The sequence below is a fragment of the Spirochaeta cellobiosiphila DSM 17781 genome, assembly GCF_000426705.1.
GTDB classification, from domain to species: domain Bacteria; phylum Spirochaetota; class Spirochaetia; order DSM-17781; family DSM-17781; genus Spirochaeta_E; species Spirochaeta_E cellobiosiphila.
In genome coordinates this window covers 215193-230565 of record NZ_KE384556.1, presented here as the reverse complement: position 1 = coordinate 230565, position 15373 = coordinate 215193, and the positions used below count along the sequence as shown (strand labels likewise).

The 15373-nt window shown below is 41.1% G+C and carries 11 protein-coding genes; 5 read left to right on the top strand and 6 right to left on the bottom strand.

Translation table 11 applies throughout. The annotated features are described in order from the left end of the window. Position 1: 1 nt before the first annotated feature. The 3 genes from speB to K345_RS0113695 are packed head-to-tail and all read right to left on the bottom strand — an operon-like array spanning position 2 to position 3176. Complete coding sequence (gene speB / locus K345_RS0113705) at positions 2-862, bottom strand: agmatinase (protein WP_028974651.1); 861 nt, start codon at positions 860-862, stop codon at positions 2-4. Then, complete coding sequence (gene nspC, locus K345_RS0113700) at positions 862-2019, bottom strand: carboxynorspermidine decarboxylase (RefSeq protein ID WP_053228313.1); 1158 nt, start codon at positions 2017-2019, stop codon at positions 862-864. Before nspC ends, speB begins: the two co-directional genes overlap by 1 nt. Beyond that, on the bottom strand, positions 1998-3176 hold the full coding sequence (locus K345_RS0113695) for a saccharopine dehydrogenase family protein (protein WP_028974649.1): 1179 nt from the start codon (positions 3174-3176) through the stop codon (positions 1998-2000). Before K345_RS0113695 ends, nspC begins: the two co-directional genes overlap by 22 nt. 352 nt (positions 3177-3528) lie before the next feature. On the opposite strand from K345_RS0113695, the gene K345_RS0113690 reads away from it, so the two are divergent. Beyond that, on the top strand, positions 3529-5295 hold the full coding sequence (locus K345_RS0113690) for an ABC transporter ATP-binding protein (protein WP_028974648.1): 1767 nt from the start codon (positions 3529-3531) through the stop codon (positions 5293-5295). Continuing rightward, on the top strand, positions 5295-7076 hold the full coding sequence (locus K345_RS0113685; RefSeq protein WP_028974647.1) for an ABC transporter ATP-binding protein: 1782 nt from the start codon (positions 5295-5297) through the stop codon (positions 7074-7076). Before K345_RS0113690 ends, K345_RS0113685 begins: the two co-directional genes overlap by 1 nt. A gap of 371 nt (positions 7077-7447) precedes the next feature. Here K345_RS0113685 and K345_RS0113680 read toward each other — a convergent pair whose 3' ends face one another. Next, positions 7448-8215 (bottom strand): outer membrane lipoprotein-sorting protein, encoded by a 768-nt coding sequence (locus tag K345_RS0113680; protein ID WP_028974646.1) that lies wholly within the window; start codon positions 8213-8215, stop codon positions 7448-7450. Between the two features lie 128 nt (positions 8216-8343). Between K345_RS0113680 and K345_RS0113675 the strand changes: the two genes are divergently transcribed. Together K345_RS0113675 and K345_RS22450 are read left to right on the top strand one after the other, a co-directional pair. Further along, entirely contained in the window at positions 8344-8982 is a 639-nt protein-coding gene (locus K345_RS0113675) for a TetR/AcrR family transcriptional regulator (RefSeq protein ID WP_028974645.1), read from the top strand. A 92-nt stretch (positions 8983-9074) separates the two neighbouring features. Continuing rightward, entirely contained in the window at positions 9075-11153 is a 2079-nt protein-coding gene (locus tag K345_RS22450) for a HAMP domain-containing methyl-accepting chemotaxis protein (RefSeq protein ID WP_053228312.1), read from the top strand. Between the two features lie 3 nt (positions 11154-11156). On the opposite strand, the gene asd is transcribed toward K345_RS22450, so the two are convergent. Beyond that, positions 11157-12263 (bottom strand): aspartate-semialdehyde dehydrogenase, encoded by a 1107-nt coding sequence (asd, locus tag K345_RS0113660; protein WP_028974644.1) that lies wholly within the window; start codon positions 12261-12263, stop codon positions 11157-11159. Between the two features lie 155 nt (positions 12264-12418). Here asd and K345_RS0113655 point away from each other — a divergent pair, with 155 nt between their 5' ends. Continuing rightward, a complete protein-coding gene (locus tag K345_RS0113655; RefSeq protein ID WP_028974643.1) occupies positions 12419-13801 on the top strand; it encodes an Hsp70 family protein in 1383 nt (460 codons plus the stop codon). Here the strand turns inward: K345_RS0113655 and K345_RS0113650 are convergent. Beyond that, positions 13798-15291 (bottom strand): hypothetical protein, encoded by a 1494-nt coding sequence (locus K345_RS0113650; protein WP_028974642.1) that lies wholly within the window; start codon positions 15289-15291, stop codon positions 13798-13800. The genes K345_RS0113655 and K345_RS0113650 overlap by 4 nt on opposite strands. Positions 15292-15373 lie beyond the last annotated feature (82 nt).

The window sequence follows — 15373 nt, the reverse complement described above, 5'->3', positions numbered from 1 at the left end:
TTTATATATGACGTTCTATAATTCCCATGATTTTATATACTAGCTCACTGGCGGCATAGCTCTGGGCATATTGACCTTTCGCTGGAGCTAATTCTACTAAATCAAATCCTATAAGCTTGCGTTGACTGGCTACCGACTCAATAATGCTTAAGGTTTGATACCATCCCAATCCTCCTGGAACGGGTGTTCCTGTTTCGGAAAATAAGCTGGGATCTAATCCATCAATGTCTAAGGTAAGATATACTTTCTTAGGAAACTCACTGGGGAGTATGATCTTTGTGATACTCTGTTCCCAGCATTCTCTCCCATCAATGAAGGATAGTTTAGCTTCCTGTCGTAGAGTGACTTCCTCTGGACTAAGGGCTCGAACCCCTACCTGATAGAAGGGAAGTTTAAGATCATAGGCCCTTTTCATAACACAAGCATGGGATAGGGGACTTCCCTCATATTGATCACGTAGATCTGCATGAGCATCAATCTGGACGATACCTACAGGTTCATCCCATTGGGATAGAGCTTCAAAAGCTCCTACACTAACAGTATGTTCTCCTCCCAGAAGGACGGGTATATGTTTTTGGTTAAGAACAGCTAATACATGTTCCTTTGTCTCTTCAATCATGGATTCTGGAGTTTTAACATTAACAGGAGAATAGGTATGAATTCCTTTTTCACAAGGTTGAGATTGTCCATCCCACACTTCCAGTTGACTACTGGCTTTTAAAATTTCACTGGGACCTCTTTTGGTTCCCCCACCGTAGCTTACGGATTTTTCAAAGGGGACAGGGATAACATGGAAGAGGGCTTCTTCAGCGGGCGTATTTTTTATTTCTGAACTTAGGAAATGGGGATATTTGTTAAACATTAACTTAGTCTTCCTTTAAAATCTTGGTACCCAAACTTTTTAATGAGGGTGAATTCTTTATTCTCAGGTTTGTACACACCTATGGAGGGGAGTTTTACACCATTGAAAGTGGTTGTTTTAACCATTGAATAGTGGCCCATATCGGTAAACACGATTCGATCCCCTCTCCTAAGGGGCTGATCAAAACTGTAATCTCCTATAACGTCTCCAGCCAGGCAACTCTGTCCTCCTAAACGGTAGGTATAGCTTTTCTGCCCTGGCTCACCACTATCCCATATATCTGGTCTGTAGGGCATCTCCAGAACATCCGGCATATGAGTCGTGGCGCTAGTGTCCAGTATGGCAATGTCCATTCCATTATTCATCACATCCAGAACAGAAGTCACAAGTATTCCCGTGTTAAGGGCTACCGCTTCTCCAGGCTCAAGGTAAATATCTACCCCATAACGATTACGGAAATCCTTAATGAGTTGTATGAGTTTATCCACTTTGTAATCTGCTCTGGTAATATGATGACCTCCACCAAAATTAACCCACTTCATTTCTTTTAAGTAAGAACCGAAGTTTGCTTCAACAACCTTCAGGGTTTCCTCAAGGGCATCAACATTTTGTTCACATAAGGTATGAAAGTGAAGTCCTTCAATGCCTTCTATGTCTGTACCCTCAAGTTGGGATAAGGTTGTCCCTAAACGGCTATGAGGGCCACAGGGATCATAGATGGGAACTTCGCCTGTAGAATATTCTGGATTAATGCGTAGTCCTATCGAGCCTCTAAAGTCATTTTTCTCTATGACCGGTTTAAAATACTGGTATTGTCCTGGTGTATTAAACACAATGTGATTGGATAATCCTAAAATCTCCTTAAAGTCTTCATCACTATAAGCAGGGGCATAAGTGTGAACCTCTTTATTAAACTCTTGTCTTCCCAGAAGAGCTTCATGAAGGCCTGAAGCACATACTCCTGCCAGGTATTCCCTTAGCATGGGGTATAAACTCCACATGGCAAAACCCTTTTGGGCCAAGAGGATCTTGGCTCCTGATTCCTCTTGGACTCGCTTTAGTAACTCCAGGTTTTGTCTTAATCTTGCTTGGTCGATGACAAAACAGGGAGAAGGAACTGTATTTAGAGGAAAATCTATAAAACTTCTATCTTCCATGGTAATCCATATTTATTTAGGTCATCCATAAAGGGATCGGGATTCATTTGTTCCATATTGAACACACCTTTACCGGTCCATTTACCTTCTAACAACATCTTGGCCCCTATCATAGCTGGTACACCTGTTGTATAGCTAATGGCTTGAGAATTCACTTCTTCATAAGCTTTCTCGTGGCTACAGATATTATAGATATAAATCTTTTTCTTTTGTCCGTCTTTGATTCCTTCCATAATATTACCTATACAGGTATTCCCTTTTGTTTTAGGTCCGAGACTACTTGGTTCTGGAAGGACTGCTTTAAGAAATTGAAGAGGGATGATCTTTTGTCCCTGATACAAGACAGGATCGATTCTTGTCATACCTACGTTTTGCAGTACTTCAAGGTGATTGAGATAATTCTGGCTAAAGCTCATCCAAAACTGGGCCTTCCTTATCGTAGGAAAATGTTTAACTAAGGATTCCAATTCTTCATGGTACATCCTATATATTTCATAAGTTCCTACTCCTTCCGGACAGGTGTAACTCTTATGTTCACTCATAGGTTCTGTTGTTTTAAAAGCTCCTTCTTCCCAGTGGCGACATTCTGCTGTTACTTCACGTATGTTTATTTCAGGATTGAAGTTAGTAGCAAAAGGCTGACCATGATCCCCTCCATTTACATCCACAATATCCAGGCTATGAATTTCGTCAAAGTAGTGTTTTGCACCATAAGCTGTGTATACATTGGTGACGCCTGGATCGAAGCCGCTTCCCAACAGGGCAATCAGTCCGGCTTTTTCAAACTTTTCCTGATAGGCCCATTGCCAGCTATATTCAAATTTAGCTTCCTCTTTAGGTTCATAATTGGCTGTATCCATATAGTTAACACCTGTTTTAAGACAGGCATCCATAATGGTAAGATCCTGGTAGGGGAGGGCAACGTTTATAATAAGATCCGGTTTATGTTTTTTAATCAGAGCTACCAGTTCATCAACATTATCTGCATCTACTTGATCAGTGGTAATCGGATAATTGATTTCACCTGCAATCTGATCACATTTGGATTTTGTTCGACTGGCTAATACTATCTGTTCAAAAACTTCTGGAACTTGAGCGCATTTGTGAGCAACAACTCTTCCCACGCCTCCGGCTCCAATAATAACTACTTTACCCATAGATACCTCCTCTTATGGTCTTACTTATTATGTTTAACTATTATAAGTAAAAGTATATTGACAATATGTACAACATCTATTTATCTTAGATCAAGCTGTTTTGAGTTTACCCCCCAGTAAACTGTTACTCAGCTAACTTTGTGAAGAGTTATAAGGGGGATTTATCAATTATGATTATCAGAATGGGATTACTGCACATCTAACAACCTATCAGGTTTAACAGACTTCGGGCTCCGCCCAGTGTGTTAATTGTCTTTTGAGTACCTACGTGCTCAATTATCACGTTTTTTAGCAATCTAATATGGATTGCACGATTGAACTATACATACTTAAATACTGAGGATTAAAAGTCATGGTACATCTATTTTCTCTGCCTGAGAATACTTTGGCGGGAATGTGGAGGATCCTCAAAGGTTACCGGTTGGCATTTTTGACAGCAATGCTGTGCTCACTTGCCGCCATAATAGCCCAAACTAGTGGGCAATTTCTCATTAAAACCTTTGTAGATTCTGCATTGGACAAAGTCCAATTCTATCAATTGGCCGGGTATGCCCTTGGGTATATCGGAATTGCAGTTATTCAGGGAGTTTCCAGTTTTGGAACTGGTAAACTTATAGCCTATAGTGCCGAAGGCAGCATTCGTATTGTACGTAATGCTCTCTATGATCATCTCCAAAAGCTGTCATTTACTTATCATGACAACAATAAAACAGGAGAACTGATCCAAAGAGCAACGAGTGATGTTGATTCGGTACGTAAATTTTTTGGTGAACAGATACCTCAGATTCTGAGAGTAATCTTACAGACCTCTATCAACTTCGGGGCCATCCTTATACTGGATAAGAAGTTAGGTTTGATATCTGTTGCATTTGTTCCCATTATCCTGGCCTTGTCCTGGATCTTCTTTGGAAGAATCCATAAAGCCTTTATGGCATTTCAGGACCAGGAAGGGGCTGTTAGCGCTGTTCTTCAGGAAAATCTATCTGGAGTTCGTGTCGTTAGAGCCTTTGCCCGTAAAGATCATGAGATACAGAAGTTCCATAAAGAAAATGAAACCCAGTATCTTCTTGGTAAAACATTCAATATGAGTCATGCCATCTATTGGCCTTTCAGTCATATTGTATGCTCCTTGCAGACTTTATTAGGTCTAGGTTACGGAGCGTGGCTAGCTTATCAGGGGGAGATAAGCTTAGGAACCTTTATTGCTTATATGGGTATCGTTGATCTTGTCATATGGCCTTTTCAACATCTCGGTCGTCAGATAGCGCAGTTATCAACTTCCGCCGTATCCTATAAGAGAATCAAATCCATATTGGACAATCGTCCAGAAGATTTGTTCAGTGGACGTGAAGAGGGAACTGTTAAAGGGCATATCATCTTTAACAAAGTAGGGTTTCACTATGAAGAAGAACCAGTCCTTAAGAATATCGATCTTGATATAGCACCGGGAATGACTGTGGCTATCATGGGAGAAGCTGGTTCGGGTAAGACTTCCTTGGTGAATCTATTACCCAGGTTTTACAACTACAATGAAGGACAAATCCTTTTAGATGGTATTCCGTTGGAAGAATATAGCCGTCACTTTTTGAGGCGTCATATAGGAATGGTAGAACAGGAGCCTTTTTTGTTCAGTGCTTCCATTCATGAAAATATCGCCTATGGTGTATCAAGGGATGTGTCACGTGATGAGGTGATTAAAGCAGCAAAATTAGCCTGTATTCATCATAATATTGAGGCTTTCCCTGAAGGATACGATACCATGGTGGGGGAACGTGGGGTAACCCTCTCGGGTGGCCAAAAACAGCGAATAGCTATAGCTAGAACGATTTTAAAGAATCCTTCTGTGCTAATTCTAGATGATTCCACATCTGCCGTAGATGCAGAAACGGAAGAACTAATAAGAGGAGCTATTAAGGATTTAAGGGCTGGACGGACTTCTTTCATCATTGCTCACAGACTGCAATCTCTTAGGACTGCAGATCTGATATTAGTAATGAAGGAAGGACGGATCATACAACAGGGAACTCATGAAGAACTTATAGATCAAAAAGGTTTTTACCAGGATGTCTATAATCTTCAGAATGAGATCGAAGTTGAACTGCAAAAGGAGATGCAGTAATGGATTACGAACAGAATGAATCAGTAAGGAATCAGTCCATGGGTACACTCCTTAAAAAGATTTTTAAGGAATCTGGACAATATCCTTTTTTATTATCGAGTTTTATAATTTTTATTAGTGTGACAGCCTTGTTGGAAGCCTTAGGACCTATGGTCTTAAGGTGGACCATTGATCATGGTGTCGTTGCTGGTAGTGTTGATAACATCAAAATGGGTCTGATCTATTTTGGTGGACTACAGCTTTTACTATCTATTAGTATCTTTATGTTTATATGGGCTGCAGGCCTTTTGGGGGAAAGACTTCAGTACATATTACGAAAGAAGACCTTTAACAAGCTGCAGGATTTGAGTTTTTCCTTCTTTGATAAACATCAAGTAGGGAGAATCATGAGCCGGGTCACTAGTGATACTTTACGAATTAGTGATTTAGCAACATGGCACTTATTGGATACCCTTTGGGGGTCTCTTCATATAGTGACATCATTGATCTTTATGCTTCTTATTAATTGGAAGTTGGCTCTTATTATATTTGCGTCTATGCCTTTCCTTGTATGGATTGCTATGAAGTTTAAAGGTCATATTATCAGAGAGTTCCGAAAGGTTCGTTCTTTGAATAGTCGTATGACCGGAGCTTATAATGAGACCATATCAGGGGTCAAGATCATCAAATCCCTTGTAAGGGAAGATGAAAACCTAAAAGATTTCAGTGCTGTAAGTTCCGATATGAATAAAGCAGCATATCGAGCTTCTTGGCTATCAGCCATGTTCTTGCCTGCTGTCCAATTGATGACAGCTGTAGCCCTGGGGGCTGTCTTCCTTGTAGGAGGACATGAAATCCAAGTGGGGGGCTTGTCCTTGGGAAGTCTCCAAGCTTTCATCGGATACATTACTTTTATGATGTATCCCATACAGGATATCGCCCGGGTATTTAGTGAAATGCAAAGAGGATTGGCCAGTGCAGAGAGGGTCTTTGATCTTATTGAACAAGAACCTTCTATTAAGGATTTGACCAATGATTCCTTGCCTCCTATCGAGGGAAGTATTGAGTTTGATAACGTAGGATTTCATTATTCCCCTGATAAACCTATCCTTGAGAACTTCAACCTCAAGGTGAAACCTGGGGAGACTATTGCCCTGGTAGGGCCAACAGGGGGAGGCAAAAGCACCATTGTTAACTTAGTAGGGCGCTTCTATGAACCAACCTCTGGTATATTGAAGATTGATGGACGGGATTATAAGGACTATACACAGCTTAGTTTGCAATCTCAGTTAGGTATTGTTCTGCAAACACCTCATCTGTTTTCAGGGACCATAGAAGACAACATAAGGTATGGAAGACTTGATGCCACTCGAGAGGAAATCGAAGAGGCGGCGCGTCTCGCTTGTGCTCATGATTTTATTCAGCAATTCCCTAAAGGATATGAAGAAGACGTGGGTGAAGGGGGGAATCTCCTGTCTGTAGGACAAAAACAGTTGATATCCCTGGCAAGAGCGATTCTGGCAAGACCTAAAATCATCATTCTCGATGAAGCTACTAGTTCCGTGGATACCTTGACCGAAGCTAATATTCAGGAAGGTATGGATAATCTTATGGCAGGTACAACAAGTTTTGTTGTTGCTCACCGCCTTAGTACCATTCGAAAAGCCAATCGGATATTGGTTGTTGAGAAAGGCCAAATTATAGAAGCAGGAACTCACAAAGAGCTTCTTAAGGCTGGAGGTCATTATCATGATCTTTATATTAGACAATACCGGGTGGATAGGATGTCTACTGTTATCTAATCTTAAATAAACGTAAAAAGGCTGCCCCTGACAGAGGCAGCCTTAAGCGTGTTTTGGCTCATGGTCTTAACAAGACTATGAGTTATATAACATCACCTCACACATAGCGATAACTATGACAAACTCAACAGCCGGGCGGAGAAGGCCAGCTTTAAACGTGAGGCGATATATACCTAGTTCTATTATAGTCCCCCATACCCTCAACCACTAGGGCAAGTTGAACTATTTCTCAATATAGCGTATGAATTGCACATAGTGTGTAAAGTTACGCCATAGTGAAGTATATACTACACTTTTATAAAGTTTTGACTAGTCATTTTAGATATTTTTATCGAATAACTCTTAAGAATTTCTTTCTCAAGAGTCATTGTTTATTTACTTTTCTCCAGGTAATCCTTAGTGAACATACTAGGGTCAAAGTTTTCATCGTAAATGATTTTTAATTGGGATATAACCGTCATATGCCCAGTGTTGTGATTCACAATATTACTATCAATAGCCGTCCAATAGCCTGATATCTGTTCGAGATTATTAACGCTAAAGGTCTTTAAAAGGTTATTCTCTTTATCATAGAATTCTCTATACACAGGATAAAAGGACCTTTTATCATACCAGGTCATAACCAGGGAGTAGGGACTTGTGATCTGGTCTATAGGTATTTCCTTAACAACATAGCAAGTCCAGTCTTGATGAACTTCCTCGCGCATTAATTCATAAGTTTTACTGTTCAATTCCTGGTCTTCCCAGTCATAGTAAGAATAATCTGTTCCCATAAAAGATTTTCCCCGAGTGCTTTTATCAAGAGCACTTACTCTTTCAATGATAGGTTGAAACAGCCACAGATCATCCAGACCCGGTTTTGGTATTTGAAGAAATTTTGTGTTTGCCAGACTTATAGGAGTATGAAAAATCATCAGAGTTGAAGCACCGGATTTCGAGTTTTGTACCCACTTTTCCAGGGTCGTAGATTCTACACTGGCATCTGGCTTTATGATTTCCATCTGGAGAGCCTCATAACTAGATATTCGCGGTCCTGCTTTAAGGGATTGTCTTGCAATTTCCTCTCCATTGAGAGCAAATAAAGGCCCCTTCAAACAAATAAGTCCTATGAGGAAGACACTCTTGATATATTGATACATGTATATGAGCTCCTAAAATGTTTATGAGTTCCATCATAAATCAATCTCCTTGTTGGGCCTAGTATAGAAGAATGAGAACTAGCCCTTCGCCTTGACAGAACTCTCCTTCCAAGGTTATAGCTAGTAGGATGGGAATAGCCGAAAGAAAGCAAAGAGACAAAGAACGACGAATACAAGAGATCATTAATGCCGCAAGATATCTCTTTAGTACTAAGGGCCTTCATAACACCACTATGATGGACATCGCAGAACAGGCAGAATTGAGTCGTCGAACACTTTATCATTACTTTGCCAGTAAAGAAGATATCTCCTATGTTATTATGCTCCAATCCTATCAGCTTATGAAAAACCTAATATTGAAATCCTGGGAGGGGTATAACAGAACAGCCTATGAGAAAATGGAATTTCTCAAAGGGGCATTAGTAGACTTCTATCATAAGCATTTTGATGAATTTACCTTTACCCTTTTTCTGGACTTTTCTATTGACGAAGAGGTTCCTCCCACAGAAGAGGCCAGCAAGTGTTATCAAATAATCGACAGTTTGGTATCAGATATAGCGCGCATACTCAAAGAAGGTGTTGAGGATGGATCCCTACGCCCTCTAGGGGAGCCAGAACATGTAGCCCTAACTATATTAACCATGTTGCAAGGAACCATGCAGAAAATTGCCCTCATGAAGGATTGGGTAAAAGAGCGTTATATTAAAAGTAATGATATTATGATCAACACCATGTTTGATATCTATCTTTCAGCCATTAAAGCATAATATATATATTCTTTTCTTTGAAAATCCCTATCTCCTCTATTAGTCTTTTACTTAGATATCTATAGCAAAGGCCCTTGTCACAGGAGAAAGAAATGAAAATAAGATCCAAGTTTATCATCCTCGGAGGTGTCCCCTTAGCTGCCATTATTCTGCTTTTTCTGATGGGGGTCTTAGGGTTCCGGGATATACAAAGTAGTGTTGTACAAGCCAATTCTATTCAACAAGATCAAACCATGATGGTTGATTCTGATAGAGATGGATACCAGGCTCTCTTAGCCTTAACAGAAGCTATCAAAGATGAAAATCGTGATAAAATATCACAATATAAAGCGGATTATCTGGAAAATAGTGAACAAACACTAAAGCGTATTCAGGAACCTGGACAGAGATTCTCGCCGGATATGCTGACTGGACTAAATGATTTCCTTGAACACTATAGCTTATGGGATAACCTTAGTAAGGAAGTCTTAACACTGGTAGAAGAAACGGCCCAAAGCAATACTGAGCGGGAAAAAGCTATGGCTTCTTCCTCTCAAGCCTTCCTGACCATGCGGGATGTGATAGACAGGGTAGGAGAGACACTGGATAATCAATTGGATACAGCTCTTCTTAGACAAGCTTCAAACCTCATCATCAATGGAGATCGGGATGCTTATCAAGCTTATCTAGCCCAAATTCAAACAGATGCTATAAGTACGGATCAAGAATTGAAGGAGTTGGAAAAAGTCTGGATGAGCAACTCCGCTCAAACCAAAGAACGGATAACAGAAGGTTTTCGTCTGGTGGGATTAGCTAATTCCATAGAGATGTCAACCTTTAATGATCAGTATGACTTGTGGCAGTCCGAAGGCCTTAGGTCTTTTCAATTACTGGAATCCACTTTGAACAAGAATCAAAAGATAGCTTCTCTCTTAATAGATGTACAAGAAAGCTTCTCATTACTTCACGATACAGTTGATCAGCTTAGAGGCTATCAGGATACTAGGGTTGAGGAAGTATTAGCCGGTTTATATAAGAATATTGCCGGTACCTCCACCTTATATCTTTTTATCTCTTTACTTGCTTTGGGTATCACAGTCTCATTGGTTTTCATCACATCCCAGAACATAATCAAGGCCGCAGTTAAAAGCATGGAGTTTGCTGATTCTATTGCCGAGGGAGATCTGGATGTCGAACTTCATATCACTCAAAAAGACGAGTTAGGCCAACTGGCCAACTCCTTAACCCAAATGATCAAGGAACTAAAGTATAAATCCCAAATTCTGGATCAAATAGCAGAAGGAGATTTACGTTCCCATGTCGAGTTAGCCTCAGAACGGGATGCTCTGGGGCAATCTTTGAGCTTTATGAGTGATTCCCTCAATAAACTTATGAAAAACATCCGGACAGTTGCGTCTCAAGTAAGTTCCGGAGCGAATCAGATAGCACAGGCCAGTCAAAACTTAAGCCAGGGCGCTACTGAGCAAGCTAGTGCCTTAGAGGATATCAATGGATCTGTTCATGAATTAGAAAGTCATGCAATAGAAAATGTCTCAAATGCAGAGCAAGCCCGATCCAAAGCCTCTGGGGCTTCCCATAATGCAGTAAATGGGAAGGAACATATGGCAGGATTAATCGCTGTTATGACCAAAATCAATGAATCTGCTGATGCCATCGATGGCGTTGTAAAGATCGTTGACGACATCGCTTTTCAAATCAATCTATTGGCCCTCAATGCCAATGTGGAGGCTGCTCGTGCCGGTAAATATGGAAAAGGTTTTGGTGTTGTCGCTGATGAGGTTGGTCGTCTAGCAGAAAGAAGTGCCCAGTCTGTAAAAGAAATCTCTGAGATGGTCAGACAAACTGTAGAAAAAATCAAACAAGGGGATGAAGCCGCCCAAATCACAGCCAAACATCTGGATTCCATTGTTGATGACACTCTCTTCATGTCAGATCTCATGGATCGTATTGTTGAAATGAGTAAAGATCAATCAGAAAAGATTAGGGATATCACTAAGGGTATCAGTCAGATAGATCAAGTAACCCAGGGGAATACAGCCAGTGCAGAAGAATCGGCCGCTGCCTCTGAAGAGTTGGCGTCTCAAGCTGAGGAACTAACCAATGTTGTTAAGCAGTTTCAGCTACGCACCAATCAACAGGAACAGCTTTTATTGGCACAGTCAAAATACTAGTTATTAACCTTTAAGCAGGGATAACATACGTTTAAGAGGTTCTGCCGCACCCCACAATAATTGATCTCCTACTGTGAATGTTGACAGGAACTCAGGCCCCATATTCATTTTACGTAATCGTCCTACAGGAACTTCCAGGGTTCCTGATACGGCTGTGGGTGTTAGATATTTAAGAGAATCTTCTTTAGTGTTAGGAATCACCTTTGACCAAGGATTAGCTTCCTCTATAATAGATTCGATCTCATCAAGGGGATAATCCTTCCTTAGCTTCAGGGTTATCGCCTGAGAATGGCATCGCATGGAGCCAATACGGGCACATATCCCGTCTACAGGGATAATAGGACTTCGTCCCAGAATCTTATTCGTTTCTGCCTGCCCTTTCCATTCTTCCTTACTTTGGCCATTTTCCATTTCCTTGTCGATCCAGGGGAGGACACTTCCCGCTAAAGGGGCACCAAATTGTTCTATTGGAAAATCCTTACTGCGCATAGTCTGGGTAATGACCTTATCTAGTTCCAAAATGGCACTGGAAGGATCCAGAAGATCACCTGCCACCTGGCCAAGGGTCTTCATTTGGCTGATAAGTTCCTTCATGTTCCTGGCTCCTGCACCACTGGCCGCTTGATAGGTCATACTAGTGACCCATTCAATCATGTCCTTTTGGAACAATCCCCCCAAGCCCATAAGCATCAAACTTACGGTGCAATTCCCGCCAATATAGTCTTTAACGCCCTTTTGAAGGCCTTCTTTAATCACATTTAAATTAACAGGATCTAAAATAATGAGGGAATTATCCTTCATTCTTAGGGTAGATGCCGCATCAATCCAATATCCCTGCCAGCCTGACTGACGAAGTTGGGGATGAACTTTTTCCGTATAACTTCCCCCCTGGCAGACCACCAAAACATCCATCTTTGCTAAAGCTTCAATACTATGAGCATCAATCAAGGTATCAGGTCCTGTTTGTCCATATTCGGGAGCTTTTTGCCCTGTTTGAGATGTGGTAAAGAAATAACTCTCTATACCTTCAAAATCCCTCTCTTCCTGCATTCTATTCATAAGAACAGAACCGACCATTCCTCGCCAGCCTATGAACCCAACCTTCAGCATACCTTTATCCTCTTTAGCATTAGTTTAAACATACAAGTATACCATGTGGCCAAAATTGTAAAGAGGGGCTAAAGTTAGGGAAAAAGATAATGACATTTTTACGATTATTTTCTAATCTAGTTCCTTTGCAAAATTAGCCCCATATGGAGAGACCAATGAAAATCGGAATCGGACTTGATTTTGGTAATTCTAATTCAACCTTAGCCCTCTATGATGGCAAGGATATTACTTATATACCCTTAGATGGGGATAAAAGCGTTATGCCTTCAGCCTTATATCTAAGCCGAGAATATGTACCCACTGTCGGATCCAAAGCTTTATCAACCTACTTAGATGACAACAGAGGCCGTCGGATTCAATTAAAAAAGAAGAATATCGGTATCATACAAGTACACATGGGAGAGATGGACCGGGATCATTTTGAAGAAAGGGAACGGACCATCACTACAGATATCCATGCCTATGTGGATGCCAATCAGCCGGGAAGGCTCTTTGCCAGTTTAAAGGGATACCTGGGAATGAAAGGGGAACAACGTTTTCAAGTCTTCGAAAAGAACTTCCGTCTGGAAGCCCTTCTTACTCTCATATTCAATTATATACAGGAATGTACAGAACATCAGATTCATGAAGCTACAAGCTTTACTGTAGGACGACCCGTTGTCTATGCCGGTGATCATGAAGATAGTAATACCACTGCCATAGAACGTATGAACTATGCCTGGTCTAATGTGCGGGAAGGAAAACAGGAATATGTTTATGAACCGCTGGGCGCTGCCGCCAGCTACTTCCATACTAATAAAGTCAAAGAAGGGGAAAGGGTATTCGTCTTTGATTTTGGAGGAGGGACTTTAGACCTCTGTGTACTCCAAATGGATCAGGACAAACCTAGAGTTTTAGGATCCGCTGGTTTGCCTAAAGCAGGGGATTATATTGATCATGAACTCTTCAAAACCATCGTATTCCCCCATATTGGACAGGGGCTGGAACTGCGCTTGTCAAAGGGAAGTGACAAGATGTATCCCTTTCCCTTTGGTGAATACACCGATAATATTCTCAACTGGCAAAGCACTCACCTTTTGACACTCCCCAAGTATATGGAGCCGATCAATGAAGGGGCCATGACCACACCGGAAGCTGTGGAACCTTTGACCCGTTTAACCAAATTGATCAGGAATAATGGATCCTTTTCCCTGTTAAAGCGAATAGAGCAAGCCAAAGTGGCCTTATCTAAACAGGACTCTGTTCAGTTGGAGATGGAAGAGATTGATCTGAACATAACCCTGACCAAGGAGGACTTTAAGAAAATTCTGGAACCACTAAGTAACGAGATACAGACTCTCATAGTGGATTTCCTAAAGGATGTAAATGTAAGGGCAGATCAGATCGATCGTGTGGTCTGTACAGGCGGATCAAGTCAAATCCCTATGATACAAGACCTTCTGGATTCAAATTTTCCTGGCAAGATAGAATCCTATTCCCCCTTCAATAGTATAGCTTCCGGCTTGGCTATTATGGATTACAACAGGAAAAGCTCTTAACGTTTTCCTGAGTAGATTTCCAATTCAAGCTCCTGGGTATGCAGACTAATCCCTTTATTCCAGAGAGCTTGTTTATTCCCTAACTCGGGATTATTGAAGGCATCCTCCCGGATGTGCTTATAGGTTTTGTAGGCCTTTTCTGTCTTTTTGTAGATTTCCCTGACCCTAACAGGAAGGATGAATTCAATCTTATCTTCTAGTATCTCCTCTAAAGAGGCTCGGAAATGCTGGCCAAGCATGAGATATTTGGGCAGAATTTCCCTGGTGTATTCCCGAACCGTTCCATCAAAGGTCTCAATACTATCCATGATTTCCGCTATCTCCTGTAATTGTTCGATAGCCAGTATGAATTGCTTCCTGGACATAAATAAGAGCATAGCCTCTTCGCATTTATAGATGAGGTCGGTATATTTGAATTTTAATCCTGATCGGGGATCTGTATAGTTAAAAGGACCTTGCGCGCGGACAGTACGGGATATTAGACTCAAAAGGGAGATGAAGATCTTGCCTTCCCATTGTTCCTTCTTGAGTGAAAGCAGGAGTTCATCAATGGATTCCTTTAACTTCCGTTTATACTGACCTTCTTCTGATAGTACCATTTCATAGACCCATACTCTGGTTCCTTTAAAGCTGACCTGACCGGCATTCCAGAAGAAGATATCCGAACTCCATTCTGGTTTGTGACCAGCTTCTATTTCTTTCTTTAAAGCCATATGAACATGGCTGGACAGTAAAATATTCGTTGTATGGGGAGCTTGCTTGTTAGCCCTGGTCTGGAGACGGGCTGCGGAGTTTAAAAGATGACCTGATACATCCCCATCGGCTGTGATAATAAGGGGAGTATACTTTTGGCCCCCAGTTACTCCGGCGGATATAGCCAGCTTGGGGAGAACTAACCTCTGACCCATACGAGCCTCTGAAAGGGATTTTGGATTAATGACTTTTTTCTTCTGAAAATAATCGGCGATATCCAGAACTGTTTTCAAAACAGAACCTGCCCGTGATCCAATAAGGATGATTTCATCACCCCGGGCTCTTTGGGTTATCACATCATTCGTCTGAGCTATTTTACTAATATCATGTTGAATTACTTCATCAAGTAATTTGAGTAGACTAATGTTCTTTCCCGCCTTCTGACAAAAACTGGTGTATCCATGAATGTCAATAAGACCGCAGAATAAACTGGTTATGGTCATGTTTCGTTTAAGCATTCCTGTTCCGGGATATTCCTTTGAGGGAATGACCAGCATCTGCCACATACGTGGATAATGAACAGGATCTAGTTCCTTGAAAAATCCCCAACTATGACTTTTGAGTATCGCAAATGCCTTTTGAGCGGCAAAAGTACGTCTCTTATCATGGGGGAGAGTGGCAATATGGTTTTCTATCTGCTTAAAGTTTTCTACTTTTCCTGATATAATCAGATCACAAAGGTAGGTAAAGAGTTCGTAAGCACTGGTTTTAACTGTATACATGGCTAAGGATTTCATTCATGTCACCTCTTCTTCGTTGAGACCTAGTATAAACGATTTCAACTCTCTTGGCTAACCTTCCTTTAGGAATTACAATAAT